Genomic DNA, 20,443 nt, shown 5'->3' on the forward strand with positions numbered 1-20,443 from the left:
GTCTACTGAGACCTATCCTTATGCACTCCATAAATGGTGTGATCTTGCTTCAATATCGATTACTTATGAAGACCACCTTTCATCAGAAAATCAATGGTAACGTTACTGATTTTCCATCCTTAATCTCGTACAATCGTGATTAGGTAAGCTGTCCATAAATGTATGCCAACTCAGCGACTGTTTTCGCAGAAAACTTCTTCATCAAACTCGCTCGATGCACTTCAACCGTTCTCATCGCGATACATAATTCATCGGCAATTTTTTGGTTGCGTTTTCCGTCGATGATCTGCTTAAGAATGTCGATTTCGCGTTCAGTCAATGATGCATACGCTTGGCGATACACATTCATATGTAAGTGCTTTTCAGAAGCCTCTAGCCCTTGCTTGATAGCCTCAGCCAATTCGCTGCCTTTAACCGGTTTTTGAAAGAAGTTCACCGCGCCCGCTTGTAAGGCTTCTACCGCCATTGGCACGTCACCATGACCCGTCAGATAAATCACCGAAAGTGGGCTCTGCGCTTTCACCATCAATTCATGAACTTGTTGCCCTCTCATTTCAGGCATTCGGCTGTCTAACACCACGCACCCAGCAGCACTCAAATCCACTGAATCCAGAAAGCTTGGGCCATCTTCATAGGCTGACACCGTGAAATCATGCTCTTCCAATAAGAACACCAATGAGTCGCGCATCGACTCATCGTCATCAACTACATAAACCGGCAACGTTTGATGAAGTTCAGACATAACAAGATTCCTTATGAATCATTTGAAAGAGAGAAAGGCAGTGTCACCGCGACATGGCAACCATGAGGAGTAAGTGAAATGATGGCCATTTGACCACTGTGGTCTTCAATCACGTCTTGGCAAATCGCAAGCCCTAAGCCCAAGCCGTTTTCTTTACTGCTCACAAAGGCTTGAGTGACTTGTTGCTCGGTAAAATCTAACCCCGTGCCGTTATCAATAATCGACAACATCATTTTATTTGGTTGATACTCGGTAATCACTTTAATTGTCGCCGGCTCACTGTTTTTTTTATCAATATCAGACACAACACTTTGTTCGCGCTGCTGTTGAGCATTGCACGCATCAGTCGCATTGTTGATTAGGTTTACTATCACCTGTTGCAAGCCCACCGGGTCAACGTTTAAATGAACAGGCTTGCCCACAGCATAGCGTTCAATGGTTATCTTGTGCTTCTGTAATCGAAATAGCAGTAGCTCGATGGTGTCGGTAAGCAGCTGCTCAATATCGGTCTGAGACTTCTCTGATGAGCGTTTTTTGATCATATTTCTCAAGCGTTGAATGATCGCATCTGCGCGATCTACTTGCGATTGGATCTTCTCGAATACCGGCTCAATATCTGTCAGCGGTTTATTCTTCGAAATTCGTAGTAGACCGCCTTCACTGTAATTGCGAATCGCTGCCAAGGGCTGATTGATCTCGTGTGCCAAACTGCTTCCTAACTCACCAACCACCGCGATTCGCTGAGAGTGTTCTAGCTGTTCGCTCTTGCTTTTCAGCTGGTGTAGCGTGGCTTCTAACTGCTTTTTGCTGCGGCTGAATTTGTACTCTAACCAAAAGTGGTAAGCATTCAGTAACACGACGAGAATAAAGAACGCCCATGCCCACTGTTGATTGTACTTGAGCCAGATTAACGCCTCTTTCCACCAAGGTTGTTGCAGCGGGTGCATGTCGAGTTGTTGATAAAGTTTGTCTATTGAAAGCAGGCTTGTGGGTGACGTCCAACCCGAAGCATTTGCCGCAATGGCGGGCGCACTGCTCTTTGGCATTGAAAACAGCACCTGACTCATCTGTTTAGCCAGCGCAGAAGAGGCTCGTTCTGTTTTAGCGAACGACCAATTGGGGTACAACGGTGTAGACACTTGGCATCGAAACCCTTCTGGAGCTTGATTCTCGATAATTCGATACTGCTCTGCCACCAGCAAACCTTCACTGATCATGTTCTCAACTAAACAGCTTGGTACGACTGCTGCTTCAATGTGTCCTTCCCGCAATTGATACAAACTGGCGTCGATTGGGAAACCTAAAAACTGGGTGTTAGAGAAAAAATGGTTGGGATTAAGCCCTTGTTGCATCACTTGGTAACGCATTGTTAAGTAACCACCAAATGCATTTTCAGATACTGCCGCAATCGGCTTACCGCTTAATTGTTCGAGCGAGATATAGGGTGACATTCTTCTCACCACCAAAGCAGAGCCAATACTTCGGGTATTACTGATGCTTCGATCTTCGAAGTTATGGCTAGTCATGGTCGCCATCCAAGAAAGGTCATACTGACGACCTAATCGAACCGCCTGACCCGGGTTGGTGATGACAAAGTCGACCTCAACACCTTTTACCGCGTCGGCCATCTCCTCCAAGTTGAAAGGCTTGAGAACAAAGTGTTTGCCAGGAATGCGCTCCGACAACCAGTCCATTGTTGGTTGCCAGCGCTGCTGTGCAGAAAGTTTACCTCGGATCGCCAGTACACCGACTTCAATAACCTGCTCAGACTCAACAGTGCTAGTCGTAATCTCTTGCTCCGTTTGATCTGCTAAACACATTTCTGCGGTTAGGCTCAACCAACAAAGGCTAACGATTGATATTAAGTTTCGGACTGTCACTGAAATCTCTTTCTCCACACTGACGGCATGTTGATCATTCAAATTGCGCATTGACGACACGTTAAATAGAGCCTTTAAAGAAAGCATAACAGCTAGATAGCGAAAACCACATTTGTTCTAGATCAACTTTGATCTGGGTATGTGGAAATCCACAATACCCGGCGTACGCCCAAAATCTCACAATGAGCTCAACAGAACGAATACCCATTTATAGGTACCAATATGGACTCATTGAAAAGACGGTTTCTCAGCCAATTCGGTAAGGTTTCCGCTGGTGCTGCGCTCATTCCAATTACTGGAATCAACACCGCAGTCGCAAACACAGCCATTCGCAATAACAACCAACCTGACCGTAAAGGCGAAGTAGGTAAACGCTACGCCATGGCGGTTGATCTACGCAAGTGCGTTGGCTGTCAGGCGTGCACTGTTGGCTGCAGCGTTGAAAACCAAGCGCCGATTGGCCAGTTCAGAACCACTGTAAAACAGTATGAAGTCTCCCTTGATGATGGTTCTATCGCTCAACAAGACGTGAAGTCGTTCATGTTGCCTCGCCTGTGTAACCACTGCGACAACGCGCCCTGCATCAAGGTTTGTCCTGTTCAAGCGACCTTCCAACGTGAAGACGGCATTGTGATGGTCGATAACGAACGCTGCGTAGCCTGTGCTTATTGTGTTCAAGCCTGCCCTTACGATGCTCGTTTTATTAATAACGACACACTGACCGCCGACAAATGTACCTTCTGCGCACACCGCCTTGAAGACGGCTTACTGCCCGCCTGTGTAGAAACTTGTGTCGGTGGCGCGCGTGTCATTGGCGACCTTAAAGATCCAAACAGCGAGATCAACCGCCTGCTTAATGAAAACCAAGACGACATCAAGGTGCTTAAGCCAGAGCAAAATACCAACCCACATGTTTTCTATATCGGCATGAACGAGCGTTTCGTTAGCCATATCGAAGGTCAACCTGCGATTTATGATCCAGCCGCCATCGATAACTCATCCTCTAGCAGACAAGGAGAGACAGCATGAATATCACCGAGGTGTTAGTTCCTGCCCAAGAGATCGCTTGGCTACCGTGGGCGGTTCAATATTTCTTCTACATCGGTTCGGCTTATGCGGCGGCTATTCTGTTTTTGATTGCACTGATATTCAAAAACTCAACCAGCCATCAATTCCGCTCTGCCCTTGTGCTTGTGATGGCCATCGGCGCGATTGTTGGGCCATTAGCATTAACCGGTGATTTGCACCAACCGGGACGTGCTTGGCACTTCTACGCCCACATCACGCCTTGGTCATGGATGTCGTTAGGCTCTCTGTTTCTACCTCTATTCTCTGGTCTGGCTATCGCGACTGCTTGGGTTTACCTGCGTGATGACATCGCACAACTTAAAGAGAGTGAAAACCCACTTCTAAAACGTTTGTCTTGGCTAACCCTAGGCCAATGGCAGGTTTCAACAAAACTGATGATTGCACTCGCTGCTACGACAGCTATATCGGGGCTAAGTATCGCGCTTTACACCGGTGCCGAGATTGCAATTTTGGCGAGTCGACCGCTTTGGCATCAACCGGCTTCTCCACTGCTTTGGTTTACGACTGCATTCTTTGCTGCAACGGGCTTAACGCTGTTGATTTGGGCTCTATTGCCTTCAAGCAAACCAAGCTTAAAACCAACAGACCTCGCTCTAGTACAAAGAACCATTACGTTAACAGGCGGCCTTGCCATCATTCTTACGTCGATTTGGGCATCTAACCATGATCACTTCAACCTGTATGAGAACGACGCTTGGGGCATTAATTTGGGCATCATGACCACCAGCATTTTGCTGTGCATGATCTTGGTTCTTCCGCTTCAACGTCTATCGCAAAGCAAGCTTGGAGTCATCCTTATTGCACTTGCGACCATGATTTCAGCATGGGCGGTGCGTTGGGTCACCATGATGGAAGTACAAACCATTCCACGTTTCGATGTGGGTGCATTCCCTTATGAACTGCCTATGGGTAGTGCGGGTTTACTCGGCATTGTCGGTATGTGTGGTCTTTGGTTAGCACTTGCTTTGTTCACCTCTGAAATCGTGTCTACTGGTTCTGGAACAAAAACAACATCAACTAAATCAGCTCCAAAAACATCATCACCACTTAACCGCTCACATAGCTTGTAGTCTGAGGAATCATCATGGATAACAAACGTCGTCAATTTTTGAAAACAAGCCTCGCTGCCGGTGGTGTTGGAGCTTTTGCTGCAGGTTATGCGACAACCACAAAACACATGGTTCACGGTGCTATCGATGGCACTGCGGGTAAAAAAACCAACCACATCCATCACGGCAATTCGCTAGAGACAGAATACAGTGTCGATAAGCAAGGTAAGATCTCGCCAAATCCAAACCAACGCGTGGCACCATCAATGTGTTTTGGTTGCTGGACACTGTGTGGCTTGCGTGTACGTATCGATAATCGCAATGACGAGATCTTACGTATCTCAGGTAACCCCTATCACCCGCTATCAAGTGATCAGCAAATCCCGTTCAAAACGCCGGTAAAAGACGCCTACATTGGCCTGTCTGGTGAATCAGGCATCAATAACTGCTCGACAGCCTGCGCCCGTGGTAATGGCATGTTAGAGATTCAAAACAGCCCATACCGAATCACTCAGCCGCTCAAACGTGTTGGTAAGCGTGGCGAAGGCAAGTGGGAACCAATCAGCTACGAACAGCTTATCTCTGAGATCACCGAAGGGGGTGACTTGTTCGGTGAAGGCGAAGTGGAAGGCTTACGTTCGATTCGCGACATCGAAACACCACTTGATCCGAACAACCCTGAATACGGTCCAAAAGCCAACCAATTGTTGGTGACTAATGCCGGTAATGAAGGCCGTGATGACATCTTGAAGCGCTTTGCATTCAACAGTTACGGTACACGCAACTTTGGCCACCACGGCTCTTACTGTGGCTACGCGTTCCGCGCAGGTTCAGGTGCGATCATGAATGACTTAGACAAGTTCTCGCACTTAAAGCCTGACTTCAACAATGCGGAATTCATTCTTTTTATCGGTATGTCTCCAGCTCAAGCGGGTAACCCGTTTAAGCGCCAAGCACGACAACTTGCTGAGGCGCGTACTAACGGAAAGCTCAGCTACACCATAGTGACACCAAGCCTTCCTGCAGGATCTTCCAGCCTTGCAGCGGGCGATCGCAACAACTGGCTTCCGATCAAACCGGGTACCGATTCAGCATTAGTATTAGGCATGATCCAATGGATCATCGAAAATCAGCGCTACAATCACAACTTCTTGTCTCGCCCGAGCGCACAAGCAATGCAAAAAGCCGGCACCACACACTGGTGTAATGCGTCTCACCTTGTGATCAGCGATGAAACACACCCGCAGAACGGACGTATGCTTCGCGCATCGGATATTGGTTTGTTAGAAACGGGTGAACCGATGTCTGACGATGATGCATTTATTGCACTAGATGTGACAACGTCACTATTGTCGTCACATATCCAGGTCGATGAAGCGGCGTTGTTTGTCGATCAAGATGTAGAAATCGATGGTCAGAGTGTTCGTGTGAAGTCTTCTCTACAAAGATTAAAAGAAGAAGCCTTCAAATATGACCTTGCTTACTACAGTGAGCAGTGTGAAATTCCACAAGACCAGATTATTGAACTGGCGAAACGCTTCACCAGCTACGGAACGAAAGCAGTTGTTGATACTCACGGTGGAAACATGCACACCAACGGCTTCTACAACTCGTTCTCTATCCTAATGCTGAACGCGCTGATCGGTAACATCAATGCAAAAGGCGGTGCAATGGCGAAAGCAGGCGGCTACCCAACTTCTGTTGCAGGCCCACGTTACGACTTTACTAAGTTTAAAGGTAAGACTAAGCCTAAAGGCGTGTTCTTGTCTCGCAGCAAATTCCCGTATCACAAGACCAGCGAATACAAACGTCGCGTTGCTGCAGGTGAATCTCCCTATCCAACACGCGCACCGTGGTATCCAATCTCAGCACCGCTTTTAACCGAGCATTTATCAGCGGCGATTGATGGTTATCCTTACCGAGCAAAGGCATGGATCAACCACATGGCGAACCCACTTTATGGTGTTCCAGGTTTAGATAACCTATTAGGCGAGAAGCTTAAGGCCCCAAAACAGCTTGGTTTGATCGTCTCTATCGATGCCTTCATCAATGAAACCACAGCACTATCAGATTACCTTGTGCCAGACACCGTCACCTACGAAAGCTGGGGGATGGCAACACCTTGGCATGGTGTTGCAACCAAGGCGATCACCGCTCGTTGGCCGATTGTTGAACCTAAAACCTCTTGCACTCAGGACGGTCGTGCCATCAACCTAGAGAACTTCTTTATTGATGTAGCAAAAACGCTTGGCTTAGGTGGTTTTGGCGACAACGCAATCAAAGACAATCAAGGCAACTGGCACGGTATTCATAGCGCTGAAGACTTCTACCTGCGCTCAGCAGCTAACTTAGCATTTGCAAAAGGCGGCGTACCGAATGTAGATGCTGAAGATATCGTTTGGTCTGGTCTAGAACGCCTTGTACCTTTGATGAACAAAACGCTTAAGCCTGAAGAGATGCTCAAAGTGGCGTACATCTTTGCGCGTGGCGGTCGTTTCGAAGACGCGACCAATGCCTACACCAATGAAACCATGAAGCACAAATGGACCAAACCATTGGCAATCTGGAATGAAAAACTCGGCACCTCTCGCAACACCATCAGTGGTGAGCAGTACATTGGCTGTCCGACTTGGTATCCACAAAAACTAGCAGACGGTACACCACTGGCAGAGCAGTTCCCAGCAAAAGAGTGGCCGTTTACCCTGACTAACTTTAAGTCCAATATTCATAGTGCGGTGTCTAACTTGTCACCACGCTTAGAATCTATCAAGGATGTGAATCCAGTTTACATTCACCCACAAGACGCCTCTTCGGCGAGCATCAAAACCGGTGACGTATTTGCGATCGAAACGCCGAGCGCAACCACAAAAGCGTTGGCGATGGTGATTGATGGCATAAAACCGGGAACACTAGGCTTTGAACATGGATTTGGCCACAAAGAACTCGGTGAGCGTGCGCACTGGATTGGTGACACACAACAACCCGTAAAAATGAAGTCAAACGATGGCGTTAACATCAATGATATTGGTTTAATTGACCCGACGAGAGAAGGCAAAGGCGTCATGTTGGATTGGGTTGTGGGCGCAGCGGCAAGACAAGCGCTTCCGGCTAAGATCTACAAAGTCTAGGCGTTACCACAACCATCAAGGCTACTACGGAAAAGAAGTCGATCGGAGTTCAAAAGCCTACCTAAATGGCAAAGAAGTGATTCACAACCACTAGTCTCGAGTTTTCATGAACAAGAGCGGCTCACGCCAGCTATAGCTGAGGTTTACATTGTAAATTAGTAATAGTTGTAATAATAAAGGAGCCAGATCGTCAAACGATCTGGCTCCTTTTTATGTTTGGTATACTTGAAAAGACAACTAACCTTGCTGCATCTTTTCCCATATCGTCGGAGAGCCAATATAGTCTTGAACCGTAGTAATGAATTCTTTAACTAGCTTGGTCTGCTTACGGTGCGGATAGACAGCGTAGATTGCGGTATCAGTGGTAGAGATCGGGTAATCAGGAAGCAAAGTGACTAAGCCCAGTTCTTTCATTGAGGCATATAGGTTTGATTGATCAAGGAAGCCATAGCCTAAGCCATCTTTCACGCAAGACACCATGGTTCGAACGTCACTCACCTTATAATTGCCACGAATTGTTAGGCTTTGGAAGGTATTACCATGCGGCTCTTCACTGATTCGAAGATGATCGACCGTCATATCGCCATTGGTATAAATCACCGCAGGTAGCGCGAGCAGATCTTGTGGAGTCTTCGGCTCACCATGCTCTTTCACAAAATCGTTCGACGCGACCAGCATGAAGTTACTATCGGCTATCTTCTTGGCAATCAAATTCGATTCCACCAACTTGCTAAAACGAAATGCGATATCAAACTGCCCGGCAATAATGTTGGCGATCTTGTCGTCCAACGACAGCACGATCTGAACATCTGGATACTTTCTCATGAATTGAGTGATGATAGGTTGCAGATATTGCTGACCAAAATAGATCGGTGAAGTAATTCGTAGAACACCTTTAGGCTCTGATTGGTAGGAATCAGCAATGCCTTGGATCTGATTAATGGTATCTTTCAACACATAGGTTTGCGCGAGAATATCTTCCCCTGCTGACGTCAAAGAAAACGAACGAGTAGAACGGTTGAGCAGCTGAACACCTAAATCTTGCTCAAGCTTTTTTATCTGTTTAGAGAGTGATGAGTTGTCCATATCATGCAAGGTTGCCGCTTTGGTAAACGATCCTTGTTGAACCACATCTAAGAACAATAACAACTGATTAGTATTGGGCACTGCGCCTCTCCTACAATAACACTCGATTAGCGTTCATCTTTAGGGGTATCCATCACAACCATAGTCGTTATGGATTGAACCTGAGCACATTCCCCAAGCACATCGGCATGAAACTTCTTATAGCCCGGCAGATCTTTGGTTTCGACTCTCAGCAAGTACTCGTTAGCGCCAGTAATGTTGTGGCATTCCACCACCTCTTTTTCCATACTGACGTGTTGTTCAAATTCCAACTGAGCCGCTTTGCTATGGCTTGATAAGCCAATTGAAACATAAGCAATAAAACCAACACCCATCAGCCCATTATCCAGAACCGCACGGTAACCTTGGATTATGCCTTTGCGCTCAAGATCTTGTACTCGTCTTAAGGTCGCTGAAGCCGACAAACCAATTCGTTCTGAAAGCTCAATGTTGGAGATTCTGCCGTCCAATTTAAGCTCTTGCAATATCCTTTCGTCAAATCTATCCATAAGTACTTATTATTGTGCAATTAGTGATAATAGAGGAAATAAAAGCACATAATTGCCTCACTTTCCACTTACTATGTTTCTCAACACGTGAAAGTCATGACCGGTCAGTCACTTCGTTCATTTTTTGCTGGAGAACCATTATGCCTTTAGAACAACTTAGCGCACTTGCCTTGTTTGCGTTTGTCTCGACCTTCACACCGGGTCCAAATAACATCATGCTCATGACATCAGGTGCCAATGTTGGCTTTGCCCGTACCATTCCGCATATGCTGGGCATTGCGTTAGGGTTCGCAGCCATGTTGCTACTGGTTGGCTTTGGGTTAATGGGCATTTTCAATGCATATCCCATTACCCACCAAGTCTTAAAGTACCTGAGCCTTGCTTACTTGGTTTACCTAGCAATTAAAATAGCAAAGAGCGGAAAAGCCAAAAGCACTGAGGCTTATAAACCAATGACCTTCATTGGCGCGGCAAGTTTTCAGTGGGTAAACCCTAAAGGTTGGTCAATGGCACTGACTGCGATTTCAGTGTATAGCAGTGGCAGCTCATGGTGGGAGCTTGCAATCATCGCAGCCATTTTTACACTAGCTAACCTGCCATCGGTAACCTTCTGGACGGCAGCAGGCAAGCAACTGCAACACTGGCTAACAACACCAGTACGTATCAAGAGCTTCAACTACGGTATGGCGGGCTTGTTGTTAGCCTCAACGATTCCAATGTTGTAACCCGATAACATCCCTAAGATGGTTAGTAAGTGATTGCTAACCATCAATTACATCAAAAGTACCCAATAACCTCGCTAAGCCAACGACCAACTATCGTCTGCCCACTCGGCGTTAACGTCCATATAAACGCTGCTACATTCATCGCCACAGTAAGCCAATAAATCGCTCTGAACGGCTGCTTTTGTGTTTTATGACGCAGCTTATCTTGTGCGATCAAAGCCCCCAACCAACCTCCAGCAACAGAAAAGATATGCAAGGTTTTCTCTGGCACGCGCCAATGACCATTAATCGCGGCTCGCTTGTCCTTCGCGTACACAAAAAACGTCACCACTCCGATAACCAAATACCACACCAACAGCGCTTTTGAACTTTCCGCAAACAACGCAGACACCGCCACCAGAACCAAATAAGTAATGACGATTTGAATAGATGAAGACAACATCAACTCCTTTTGGGTAACAGCTCACATACTGTGGCAATTACGCCCTGTAGATTTTGATAAGGATGAGTAAGGCATATTTTAATTCGGTTAGCCTGCCAAATAAAAACAAGCCCTTTCATCCCTACATAGCATGATGGAAGTTAAAGGAATTATAAATATGTACAACCAAAAGTACGCCATCTACCAAGTATTTACGCGTTTATTTGGCAATAAAAACACCCAACATGTTCCATGGGGCACAATCGAGCAAAATGGAGTTGGCAAGTTTAGTGATTTTACAGACAAAGCGCTGTCTGAAATCCGCAAACTCGGTATGACTCATATTTGGTATACCGGAGTTCCTCACCACGCGTTAATCAATGACTACAAACACATTGGTATTTCAGACGATCACCCGAGCGTGGTAAAAGGTCGTGCAGGATCCCCTTATGCGGTAAAAGATTACTACTCGGTAAACCCTGATCTCGCTGATAATCCTGATCGCAGTTTGGATGAGTTCGAGGCACTAATCAAAAGAAGTCATGACAACGGCTTAGAGGTGATCATCGATATCGTTCCAAATCACGTTGCACGTCATTATAAAGGCTTAAACAACCCGCAAGGCGTGGGTGACTTTGGTGCTCGCGATGACACAACACTCGAATACCATAGAGACAATAACTTCTACTACATCCCAAACAGCGATTTTGAAGTGCCAGAAACAGATCCCGCCTTTATTCCGCTTGTTGGTGAACAACACCCTAACCTAAACTCCCCGTTTATCGAGACACCCGCCAAATGGACCGGTAATGGCTCACGCTTGGCAAAGCCTAATTTCGACGATTGGTATGAGACAGTAAAGATTAATTACGGTGTGCGCCCTGACGGTTCCAAAGACTTCCCGGAATTACCAAGTGACTATGCACAGTGCGATTACCGAGATCACTTCGATTTCTGGAAATCAGTAGACGTGCCTAGCTCTTGGGTTAAGTTCCGCGAAATCGCTTTGTTCTGGTTAGACAAAGGCGTCGATGGGTTTCGTTACGATATGGCTGAAATGGTGCCTGTTGAGTTTTGGAGCTATCTCAACTCATCAATAAAAATGAAAAAAAACAATGCCTTTCTAATGGCAGAAGTGTATCAACCGGCCTTATACCGCGACTACATTCATCTAGGAAAGATGGACTATCTATACGACAAAGTAGACCTATACGATAGCCTCAAAGCCATCATGCAAGGTAAAGCTTCAACGGCTATCATCCCCGAAATCCAATATCAAATGATGGACATAGAACACCATATGCTGCACTTCTTGGATAACCATGATGAACAGCGCATCGCGTCGCCTGAATTTGTAGGTGATCCGAATATCGCTAAGCCTGCGATGCTCGTCAGCGCGTTATTAAGCAGCTCACCAACCATGATCTACTTTGGGCAAGAAGTCGGCGAACCGGGCGCTGAAAACGCAGGTTTTGGACAGCCCTCTCGTACCTCCATTTTTGACTACATCGGTGTCCCACAGCATCAAAAATGGATGAACCACGGCGCATTCGATGGCGGGCTACTAGACGATAACGAAAAGCAACTACGTCACTTCTATCAGAAGGTCATGAACTTTTCGCTCGAGCACTCTTCAATGACAGGACATTACCGAGACTTACACCAAAGCAATAATCTGAGTGACACAGTTTACGCATTTCTACGCTACAACAATAAAGAACTGACCATCATAGCGGCTAATTTCAACCAACATACCACCGAAAGTATCCATTTAAAGATTTCACATGACGTCATTCAGAAACTCAAATTAGTTGATGGCCGCTACATACTCAATGAGCATATTGAAGGCATCGCGCCACAAGTGCTCGAAGTAGAGAACAGTGTTGGAAGCTTTCATGTTGAATTGAAACCGCTAGCATCTTTGACTTGGGTGCTAGAGATTCATTAAGATAGAAAGGATAAACACCCGAAGTTAATTAAAAATAGATAACTGCTTCGGGTGTTGGGGGTCTATAGTTATTTCTTGTTAACAGCTTTTACAAATACTTCTTGCGCGCTTTCAATGCCAAGTGCTTTTGCTTCATCTAATAGGCTCAGAGCTTTTGGAATATTGTCTGTGTCTACCGCTGCTTGAATGGCATTATGGTAGTAAGTTTGTGTTTCTGGTTGAATCGTTTCAACCTTAGCTGCTGCCGCAGGTTTAGCGTTTGATTCACTGCTAGAACCAAATGAGAAGAAGCTCGCTTTATCAATAGTAACTTCTATTTTGCCTACGTTAGCATTTGGGATTGGGATATCTTTTACTTCTGGCAAATAGTTACCACGACCTTCTGCATCTAAACGAGCAGGGTGAATCACATCAGTAAAAGCACCAATCTCTTGTTGATCTGTGTAAACCACCAAGAAAACCGAATCTTCTGTACGAGGTGGGAAGAACTCTCTTTCTGCAACAAGTCTATTGCCTAAGTGCATTCTAGGCTTTTTATATTCAAAGTCGCCTTTGCCGTAGCTTTCCAACTCTTTACCGTTTGTATCATAGATAACTGCACGAGGGACAAATGCAGTGTCTCCAATCAAACTAGAAATTGTTAATGAATACTCGCCCCGATTCGCCGGAAGCTCAACCGCAACCACAGGGCTATTAATCGACTGATAGTTCAAGTATTGGCTTTCTGGCGTTACATCAAAAACTACAGAGCTAGGCAATTTCATTGCTGCAAACTGAAGACCAGCGATAGAGTTAACTTGTTCAGCTTGTGCCACTTGCACTTGCTCTACTACATGCGCAGATTGACAACCAGCCAACGCAACACAACCACTCAACATAAGAGCTTTAAAATACATAACCCTTCCTTCTTGTTATTTTTTTAAGAAATTTACTAACTTTAATTACCACAAAGAAAACTATTCACCTAGGGAACGATCCACTTATTCGTACATTCCTTAAAAAAATAGCCGACGCAAGCCGGCTATGAATTAGGACAGTTTAGGATTGGTTAAGCTAAGTGTTTACCACCAAGCTTCTGCTTGAATACCGAATACGTATTCAGTATCTTCATTTGTACCAAATGCGTCATCATTTTCAGTGTCTAGGATGTAAGAACCGTAAACACGAATTTCAGGGCGAGCCCAGAAGCTGTCACCCATAGCCCAAGCTTGAGCTACAGTGAATTTAGCATTACCGAAGTCTTCTTTAGCCGAACCGCCTTTCGCAATCTGTTCACCAGCATTGTAACCAGCTTCGAATACAGTGCGCATTGTGTCATTCCACTTATACATAGGACGAACCACAACTGAGTACTGGTCAATATCGAAATTTTGATTAGTGTAGTTGCCACTAGTATCTTTACCACCGATGTCGCTACCTGCTAGGTAAGCTAATTGGTGACCCATTTCCCAAGATTCGCCTAGGTTCATCACACCCCAGTTAATCAAGCGGTAACCGGTTGCGTCATTTTGAGCGCCAGAGCGGTCATACCATGCACCTGAACCACCGAAACTAGACATTTGAGCGCCGTAACCGTTAGTACCGTATTGAAGAACAGTTTGGTTAAAACCATTGTCCATACCTTGGTGAATGATACCAGTAACCATCAAACCATCATCAGCTTGAACATCTTGACCACTTGATTCAGTAGCAAAGTTGTAAGCTAATGCAACTTCTAGAGACGCATCAGACCACAGACCAATGTTTGCTAAGCGAACATCTGCGATATAACCGTTAACTGTTTCGCCTTTGTAAGCAGTTGCGTCTTCATAGTTACTAGCGTCATCTAACACTGCCTTTTCACAAGTTGCGCTACCTTTACAAGCTTTCAATTTCGCTTGTCCTGCTGCTGTTAATACTGCAGTTGTACCATTTTCAACATTTTGAGAGCCATTATCTTGAATCAGCGCAACAGAAAGCTTCTGGTCACCAATAGATAAGTTTTCAATACCACCACCGGTACCTGATGTGTTTAGGAAGTAAAAGTCAGTGATGTGGATATCTTTACGTTGGTAGTATGTTTTACCAGCCCAAAGCGTTGCTTCTTTGTCAGAAGCGATCACGCCTTTAGCTTTAACAGCAAATTGTGCAACGTTGAAGTCGCCGTCTTCCCAACCATTCGCGCCGTCTGCACCAGATGCAATCATTGACTCAAGACGCCATGTTTGCTCACCAGTTTTCAGTTCTTCTGCAAAACCAAACTCAGAGTAGTTATCATTTTCGTTACCTAGACGACCAATACCGTTTTTGTTTACAGATACGTCACCACCAGAATTTCCGCTGATACCAGTACCAGCACGCATGTAACCGTTAAAGTCAACAGCGAACGCAGAGCCAGCAGCTAGCGTAGTCGCCACTGCAGCAGCAATCAAACTTACTTTTTTCATTCTTAACTCCATTAAGGACGATTTATTTTAGGTTTTTATATTTTGCTCTCTTGCGGCAACCAAAGGCAGTTATGGTAGTCGTAAGATAGAGAGGTTTAGGGTTTCCCCTGATTCGTTTCAACGGGGTCAATATTAAGAGGGGATGACAAGTTTGACTTCCTCCACCCCTAACTAAATTAAGGGGGACTAGAGGGGAGTAGAAAATATACAGAACGGTATTTTAAAGAGGTAGATCACTTAATCTAGGAGGAGTAGACAGCACTCAGATCTAATTATTCAGCATAAGTGAGATCTACTTCAAATATATAATTTGAACTTCATCGATGAATTATTTTTTTAACCGTAATTATTCTGTGAAGTTGCTTGACCTTACTGTGACAAAGCCTTTTACTTATAGTTCACTGATGTCGATAAACGAACAAGAAATCAAGCAATGACTAGAACGCTCGCTCGCCCTTATCCACTAGGCGCAACGCTAGGTAACACTGGCTGTAACTTTTCAATTTATTCTCCCGACTGTAAATCTCTCTCTCTTGCTCTTTTTGACGAGAACAACGAATTCACTACTTATAAATTAGAAAATGAATACGCTGATATCAGATATGTCTTTATCGATGGCATTAAAGCGGGACAAAAATACGGTTTCATTGCAGAAACAGACAATGGCCCTATCCTGCTATCAGACCCATATGCCAAAGCAATAAGCGAACCGCTCGATTACGTCACGCCTTATTCCAATGAAAAAAGCTTCGCAATGGCGAAATGTGTTGTTGTTGATGACGCTTTCGATTGGCAAGACGTAGAAAAGCCACGCATTAGCCGTGAAGATACCGTTCTTTTTGAAACGCACGTAAAAGGCCTTTCTCAACTTCACCCAGAAGTCGCAGCCAATACTAAAGGCCGTTACTTAGGGTTGGTGAGCCCTGAAATGCTTGCGTTCTATAAGCAGCAAAATATCAACTCTCTACAACTTTTACCCGTTGCTGCGTGCATGCATGAGCCTCACCTCTTGGACATGGATAAAGTGAACTATTGGGGTTACAACCCATACTTGTTCATGGTGCCAGACCCTCGCTACGCAGAAAAAGACGCCGTTAATGAACTCAAAACCGCGATTCGCGAGCTTCACCGTAATGGTATCGAAGTTATTCTTGACGTGGTTTACAACCACACGGCAGAAGGTGGTGAAGGCGGTACAACCTTCAACCTAAAAGCGCTAGACAGCCGCTACTACATTAAACATGGCTGCCATTACGCGAACTTTACTGGCTGTGGTAACACGGTTGATCTCACTCACCAGCCAGCACTTAACTTAGTGATGGACACGCTTCGTTACTGGGTAAGCGAATTCCAAGTCGACGGCTTCCGTTTTGATTTGGCTGCCACACTGGGACGCGAAGGCGACAACTACAACCCTGAGGCCGCTTTCTTTAAAGCTGTAGCTCAAGACCCCGTACTAAAAGAAACAAAGTTAATTGCTGAACCTTGGGATATTGGCCCTAATGGCTACCAAGTGGGTAACTTCCCGTTAGGCTGGAATGAATGCAACGATAAGCTTAGAGACATCACGCGTAGCTTTTGGCGCGGTGACCAAGGCTACCTAAAAGAGTTTGCGACTCGCTTAATGGGGTCGCGTGATATCTACAGTGCAGCGCACTGGCCTTACAAATTGACCGTCAACTACATCACTTACCATGATGGCTTCACGATGCAAGATCTTGTCTCGTACAAGCACAAGCATAATGAAGAGAATGGTGAGAATAACCGTGATGGGCATGGTGACAACCGCTCTGAAAACTACGGTGTAGAGGGCGAAACCGAAAACCTGCTCGTTATCGCGACACGTGAAAAGCAAAAACGTAACTTCATGGCGAGCCTTCTGTTTGCTTTTGGTATCCCACATATTTTGACGGCAGATGTGTTATCTCATACCCAAAAAGGTAACAACAACGCTTACTGTCAAGATGGCGTAACCAGCTGGCTTAACTGGGAAGATTCAGAGCGAAAGACTTACTTCAAGACTTGGCTATCGGAAATGATATCTGCTCGTCAGCAATACATGGTGCCATTTATTAAGGCATTCAGTGGCGAAAAGCGTAACTCTAACCGCATCTTCTGGAGCCGTGTCGATGGCACACTCATGGAGCATGATGATTGGAACCGCTTAAGCTCAGTCGCTTTGCATCTTGGTATTGGTAAAGATGGTGATGAGTTGATTTATCTGATCAACCAAACCAACGCGCCAGCACGCTTTTCTTTACCTAGTGACCGCGAGCAAAACTGGGTGACTATTTGTGATACTAACCTGCGTAACGTCAAGCCAGGTCACGCAGAAGGTGAAATGTTGTTGTCGCCCACTTCGATGGCCATTTTGCACTACTCGCCAGATAAAACTGATTTGATTTGAGTTAAAGCTAAACCAGCTCAATAAAACACCAGAAACCATAGAAGCCAGTTATATATCTAACTGGCTTTTTTGTTGGCCGAATATCACAAAACTCATTCATTCATATGGAATCATTTGCATTGATGTGATTGCGAAAACTGTTTAGTATTGCCGTACTATAAAAATGAATCTATAACGTCTTTGGATATCATGGCTTTACCTAAAACATTAATACGGCTTTTTAAACCATACATTCTTTTATTAACTGGAGGGATGCTCTATCTTGCTGTGGCTCAGCTTGAAAAAGTAGAAACAGCAGCCACGGAACAATCATCATCAAACATCCGTATCGCAAGCTCCACCATTCGTTCCAACATCGAAGCCACATTCGGCAAGCTCTATTTTTTAGAAACCAGTCTAGGCTTACCTCAAACCGCTCCAATCGATGATCAAAAATTCAGAGAACTCAGTGATAATATTCTAAAAAGAACACCGAATTTCTCCGATATCGTTCGATACCAACCACAATCCCAACAATATATATCAAGTCGTGGGTTACCTCTCTCCCATGAACAAATTGACGCCATAAAATGGAACTCAATAGACAGTGTAGTTGAGGATTTCTACATATCTTCGATTTACCAAAAAGCAGATGGTCGCTGGGTCTTCGCAGTTAAACATACTGCGGAAAGATTGAACGAAGAAATATGGATTGAGTTTGACCTTTTGCATACCACACAAGGATTAAGAGACTTAAAAACGCTGAATCACGGCTACGTGTTTGTCGTTGATCGAGCAACAGAACGACTGGTTTTCCACCCAGACCCAAAACGTATCGGCTCTAAATCGGTCAGCTATCACGCAGGAATCAGTCACCAACTCTCACAAGGTGAAACCGTTGGTAAGCATGAATACTACTATCAAGATAACTTCAAAATATCAGTATTTGACGCCGACAACAGCTTGAATTGGGTATTCATCGCAGGCACTGATCGCCATGACATCTTAACGAGCTCACACCAATTTACGTTAACTGGTTTGGTGCTTGGTTCATTGCTTCTATTGTGGATTGGCGCAAACTATTTAGCTTATCGTTTGAATGTGTCTCTATCACAACTGAACAAAGTCGACGACCTTGTCAGCTTTAAACGAGAGCTAAAATCCATACTGGATAGCTTTACCTACCAAAAAGGCATTCAATTCTGTCTCTATCAGCCAGAGAACCACTCATTCAGTACCATCGACTATCACGGAAACAAATCAACAGTGCATTGCGACAAAGCCCTTGCAGAGCGATTGACACCAGACTCCATGGCTTACCGAAGTGGAAAATACGCAGACCCATTAGCGATTAAACTCAAAATACAGCAACGCCATTACTGCATTCCTTTGCACTCTCGTAAGCAGTTGATTGCAGTGCTCTATGTAAACGCAGGCTTACCGATCAGCCAGAGTATTTTAAGAATGATCCGAGATTTCACTGAGGTCTCTTTATCTAACTTATTGCTTCAACGTCAACTGAGTAGCAAAGATCTGATGACGCAGTTAGACAATAAAGCCAGTTTCAGTGCCACTATCGAACACTATGCGAGTGAGCCTGACACCTATGTTGCTCTGCTTGATATCGATAACTTTGACCACGTAAACCGAGCTTATGGTGAGAGCGTCGGTGACAAGATGATCAAGCTAACTGCAGAGTCGATACGTTACTACTTCCCTAAGCCGAAAGGTCTTTGCTTGGCACGTGTTGGAGGAAAGGAGTTCGCTGTATTGTTCAAAGCCAACGATGTGAAAGATGCCAAATTCCAGCTAGACCAGTGTCGAGTCGGAATCTCGGAGAAAACCATCGTCACTCCCGATATAAACTTGTCATTAGGGGTTAGTGTGGGGTACTCACAAATAGAGGGCGAAACAGACTCAGCCCTAGCACTAGCGGAACAAGCAAAGTTAATCGCGCAACAACTTGGTAAGAACCGAGTGGAAGGTCATATTAGAGCCGTTGCTAAAGCGTCGTAAGCGTACTTTAACGAGCTCGTCTCTATAGCTCCAAGTTCTGTCTCTAAAACTATCAAGCACCTAGGGTTTACGCCTTAGGTGCTTTTGTTTTTATAGAAAGTCATTACAATGCGCCTTCGACACCACAATATCCTTTTCTAACGACACGAGACTTATGAAGCTAAGTAACCGACTGCAAACTCTCCACTCACTTGTAAGCAATGACTACCAGCATATTTGGGACTGTTGTTGTGATCATGGTTTTTTGGGTGTTCAACTGTTGTCGGATAATAAAGCGCCTAAGATTCACTTTGTCGATATCGTCCCATCTTTGATGAGTGATCTTGAAGGCAAACTAGTGCGCTACTTTCCTCAAGGTGAAATGGCAGAACACAAAGCCACCAGCCAATGGCAAGTCTACTGCATGGATGTCGCAGCTATCCCGCTAGAGAAACATACAGGCAAACACCTGGTTATTATTGCGGGTGTCGGTGGCGATCTAACACAAAAGCTTGTGGATGATATTCATCGTGAACACCCAGACAAAGCGATCGATTTCTTACTTTGTCCAGTCCATCAACAATTTGAGCTAAGAAGTCATTTAAAGGCGCTCAATTTTGGGCTTATTGATGAAGTGCTGATTGAAGATAACCGACGTTACTACGAGATTTTATTGGTCAGTAATAACCAAGATAGTGTTGAAAAGAGCCAAACCATTCGCGAGATATCAAACGTCGGTGACAAGATCTGGACATCAAGTTGTGATGAACAGATGAAAGTATCACAGCAATACAAAGCCAAAACATTGCAGCACTACTTACGTATTCATCAAGGGCAAGAGAAGCAAGGCAAACCGAGCCAAGTGAAACACATCATCGAGGCCTACCAAGCAATTTAAACATGCGGTCTAGTTGAGCATCTTGGATTTAAATAATTAAAATAATAGTAAGTACTAACTTCACATTAAAAAGATGAATCAGGTTCAACAAAAAAGCCGATAGTTCAATGAACTATCGGCTT

The 20,443-nt window shown here is 44.9% G+C and carries 15 protein-coding genes; 8 read left to right on the plus strand and 7 right to left on the minus strand.

The annotated features are described in order from the left end of the window. Positions 1-139 precede the first annotated feature (139 nt). Complete coding sequence (locus tag BCT34_RS13790) at positions 140-742, minus strand: response regulator (RefSeq protein WP_076654191.1); 603 nt, start codon at positions 740-742, stop codon at positions 140-142. A gap of 11 nt (positions 743-753) precedes the next feature. Further along, positions 754-2,622 (minus strand): sensor histidine kinase, encoded by a 1,869-nt coding sequence (locus tag BCT34_RS13795; RefSeq protein WP_076654292.1) that lies wholly within the window; start codon positions 2,620-2,622, stop codon positions 754-756. A 222-nt stretch (positions 2,623-2,844) separates the two neighbouring features. Here BCT34_RS13795 and dsrO point away from each other — a divergent pair, with 222 nt between their 5' ends. From dsrO to BCT34_RS13810, 3 genes are read left to right on the plus strand one after another with little or no spacing between them, the layout of a single operon-like run. Then, positions 2,845-3,651 (plus strand): sulfate reduction electron transfer complex DsrMKJOP subunit DsrO, encoded by an 807-nt coding sequence (gene dsrO / locus BCT34_RS13800; protein WP_076654193.1) that lies wholly within the window; start codon positions 2,845-2,847, stop codon positions 3,649-3,651. Beyond that, a complete protein-coding gene (gene nrfD, locus BCT34_RS13805) occupies positions 3,648-4,781 on the plus strand; it encodes an NrfD/PsrC family molybdoenzyme membrane anchor subunit (protein WP_076654195.1) in 1,134 nt (377 codons plus the stop codon). Before dsrO ends, nrfD begins: the two co-directional genes overlap by 4 nt. A gap of 14 nt (positions 4,782-4,795) precedes the next feature. After that, positions 4,796-7,888: a tetrathionate reductase subunit A gene (locus tag BCT34_RS13810; RefSeq protein WP_076654196.1), complete on the plus strand. Its 3,093-nt coding sequence runs from the start codon at positions 4,796-4,798 to the stop codon at positions 7,886-7,888. A gap of 237 nt (positions 7,889-8,125) precedes the next feature. Here BCT34_RS13810 and BCT34_RS13815 read toward each other — a convergent pair whose 3' ends face one another. Beyond that, entirely contained in the window at positions 8,126-9,055 is a 930-nt protein-coding gene (locus BCT34_RS13815) for a LysR family transcriptional regulator (RefSeq protein ID WP_076654197.1), read from the minus strand. A 26-nt stretch (positions 9,056-9,081) separates the two neighbouring features. Further along, positions 9,082-9,522, minus strand: a complete 441-nt coding sequence (locus tag BCT34_RS13820; RefSeq protein WP_009845852.1) for an Lrp/AsnC family transcriptional regulator — start codon at positions 9,520-9,522, stop codon at positions 9,082-9,084. Between the two features lie 140 nt (positions 9,523-9,662). Between BCT34_RS13820 and BCT34_RS13825 the strand changes: the two genes are divergently transcribed. Next, positions 9,663-10,247, plus strand: a complete 585-nt coding sequence (locus BCT34_RS13825; protein WP_076654199.1) for a LysE family translocator — start codon at positions 9,663-9,665, stop codon at positions 10,245-10,247. 52 nt (positions 10,248-10,299) lie between these two features. On the opposite strand, the gene BCT34_RS13830 is transcribed toward BCT34_RS13825, so the two are convergent. Further along, positions 10,300-10,689: a DUF1294 domain-containing protein gene (locus BCT34_RS13830; protein ID WP_076654201.1), complete on the minus strand. Its 390-nt coding sequence runs from the start codon at positions 10,687-10,689 to the stop codon at positions 10,300-10,302. 157 nt (positions 10,690-10,846) lie between these two features. Between BCT34_RS13830 and BCT34_RS13835 the strand changes: the two genes are divergently transcribed. After that, positions 10,847-12,616, plus strand: a complete 1,770-nt coding sequence (locus BCT34_RS13835) for an alpha-amylase family protein (protein WP_076654203.1) — start codon at positions 10,847-10,849, stop codon at positions 12,614-12,616. Positions 12,617-12,684: 68 nt separating this feature from the next. Here the strand turns inward: BCT34_RS13835 and BCT34_RS13840 are convergent, their stop codons facing one another. Next, a complete protein-coding gene (locus tag BCT34_RS13840; RefSeq protein WP_076654204.1) occupies positions 12,685-13,512 on the minus strand; it encodes a MalM family protein in 828 nt (275 codons plus the stop codon). A gap of 165 nt (positions 13,513-13,677) precedes the next feature. After that, positions 13,678-15,054 (minus strand): maltoporin LamB, encoded by a 1,377-nt coding sequence (gene lamB, locus BCT34_RS13845; protein WP_102300657.1) that lies wholly within the window; start codon positions 15,052-15,054, stop codon positions 13,678-13,680. 421 nt (positions 15,055-15,475) lie between these two features. Here lamB and glgX point away from each other — a divergent pair, with 421 nt between their 5' ends. The 3 genes from glgX to BCT34_RS13860 all read left to right on the plus strand — a co-directional run bounded on the left by glgX (position 15,476) and on the right by BCT34_RS13860 (position 20,321). Next, entirely contained in the window at positions 15,476-17,449 is a 1,974-nt protein-coding gene (glgX, locus tag BCT34_RS13850; protein ID WP_076654208.1) for a glycogen debranching protein GlgX, read from the plus strand. Positions 17,450-17,701: 252 nt separating this feature from the next. Next, positions 17,702-19,444, plus strand: a complete 1,743-nt coding sequence (locus BCT34_RS13855) for a diguanylate cyclase (protein WP_076654210.1) — start codon at positions 17,702-17,704, stop codon at positions 19,442-19,444. A 154-nt stretch (positions 19,445-19,598) separates the two neighbouring features. Beyond that, positions 19,599-20,321: a tRNA (adenine(22)-N(1))-methyltransferase TrmK gene (locus BCT34_RS13860; RefSeq protein WP_076654212.1), complete on the plus strand. Its 723-nt coding sequence runs from the start codon at positions 19,599-19,601 to the stop codon at positions 20,319-20,321. Positions 20,322-20,443 lie beyond the last annotated feature (122 nt).

The sequence above is a fragment of the Vibrio sp. 10N.261.45.E2 genome, from assembly GCF_002875705.1.
Classification (GTDB): Bacteria; Pseudomonadota; Gammaproteobacteria; order Enterobacterales; family Vibrionaceae; genus Vibrio.

What these genes read in the sequence shown, in the direction of transcription:
- BCT34_RS13790 (WP_076654191.1), bottom strand. Translation starts at nt 742, where the DNA reads ATGTCTGAACTTCATCAAACGTTGCCGGTTTATGTAGTTGATGACGAT.
- dsrO (WP_076654193.1), top strand. Translation starts at nt 2,845, where the DNA reads ATGGACTCATTGAAAAGACGGTTTCTCAGCCAATTCGGTAAGGTTTCC.
- nrfD (WP_076654195.1), top strand. Translation starts at nt 3,648, where the DNA reads ATGAATATCACCGAGGTGTTAGTTCCTGCCCAAGAGATCGCTTGGCTA.
- BCT34_RS13810 (WP_076654196.1), top strand. Translation starts at nt 4,796, where the DNA reads ATGGATAACAAACGTCGTCAATTTTTGAAAACAAGCCTCGCTGCCGGT.
- BCT34_RS13820 (WP_009845852.1), bottom strand. Translation starts at nt 9,522, where the DNA reads ATGGATAGATTTGACGAAAGGATATTGCAAGAGCTTAAATTGGACGGC.
- BCT34_RS13825 (WP_076654199.1), top strand. Translation starts at nt 9,663, where the DNA reads ATGCCTTTAGAACAACTTAGCGCACTTGCCTTGTTTGCGTTTGTCTCG.
- BCT34_RS13830 (WP_076654201.1), bottom strand. Translation starts at nt 10,689, where the DNA reads ATGTTGTCTTCATCTATTCAAATCGTCATTACTTATTTGGTTCTGGTG.
- BCT34_RS13835 (WP_076654203.1), top strand. Translation starts at nt 10,847, where the DNA reads ATGTACAACCAAAAGTACGCCATCTACCAAGTATTTACGCGTTTATTT.
- BCT34_RS13840 (WP_076654204.1), bottom strand. Translation starts at nt 13,512, where the DNA reads ATGTATTTTAAAGCTCTTATGTTGAGTGGTTGTGTTGCGTTGGCTGGT.
- lamB (WP_102300657.1), bottom strand. Translation starts at nt 15,054, where the DNA reads ATGGAGTTAAGAATGAAAAAAGTAAGTTTGATTGCTGCTGCAGTGGCG.
- glgX (WP_076654208.1), top strand. Translation starts at nt 15,476, where the DNA reads ATGACTAGAACGCTCGCTCGCCCTTATCCACTAGGCGCAACGCTAGGT.
- BCT34_RS13855 (WP_076654210.1), top strand. Translation starts at nt 17,702, where the DNA reads ATGCTCTATCTTGCTGTGGCTCAGCTTGAAAAAGTAGAAACAGCAGCC.
- BCT34_RS13860 (WP_076654212.1), top strand. Translation starts at nt 19,599, where the DNA reads ATGAAGCTAAGTAACCGACTGCAAACTCTCCACTCACTTGTAAGCAAT.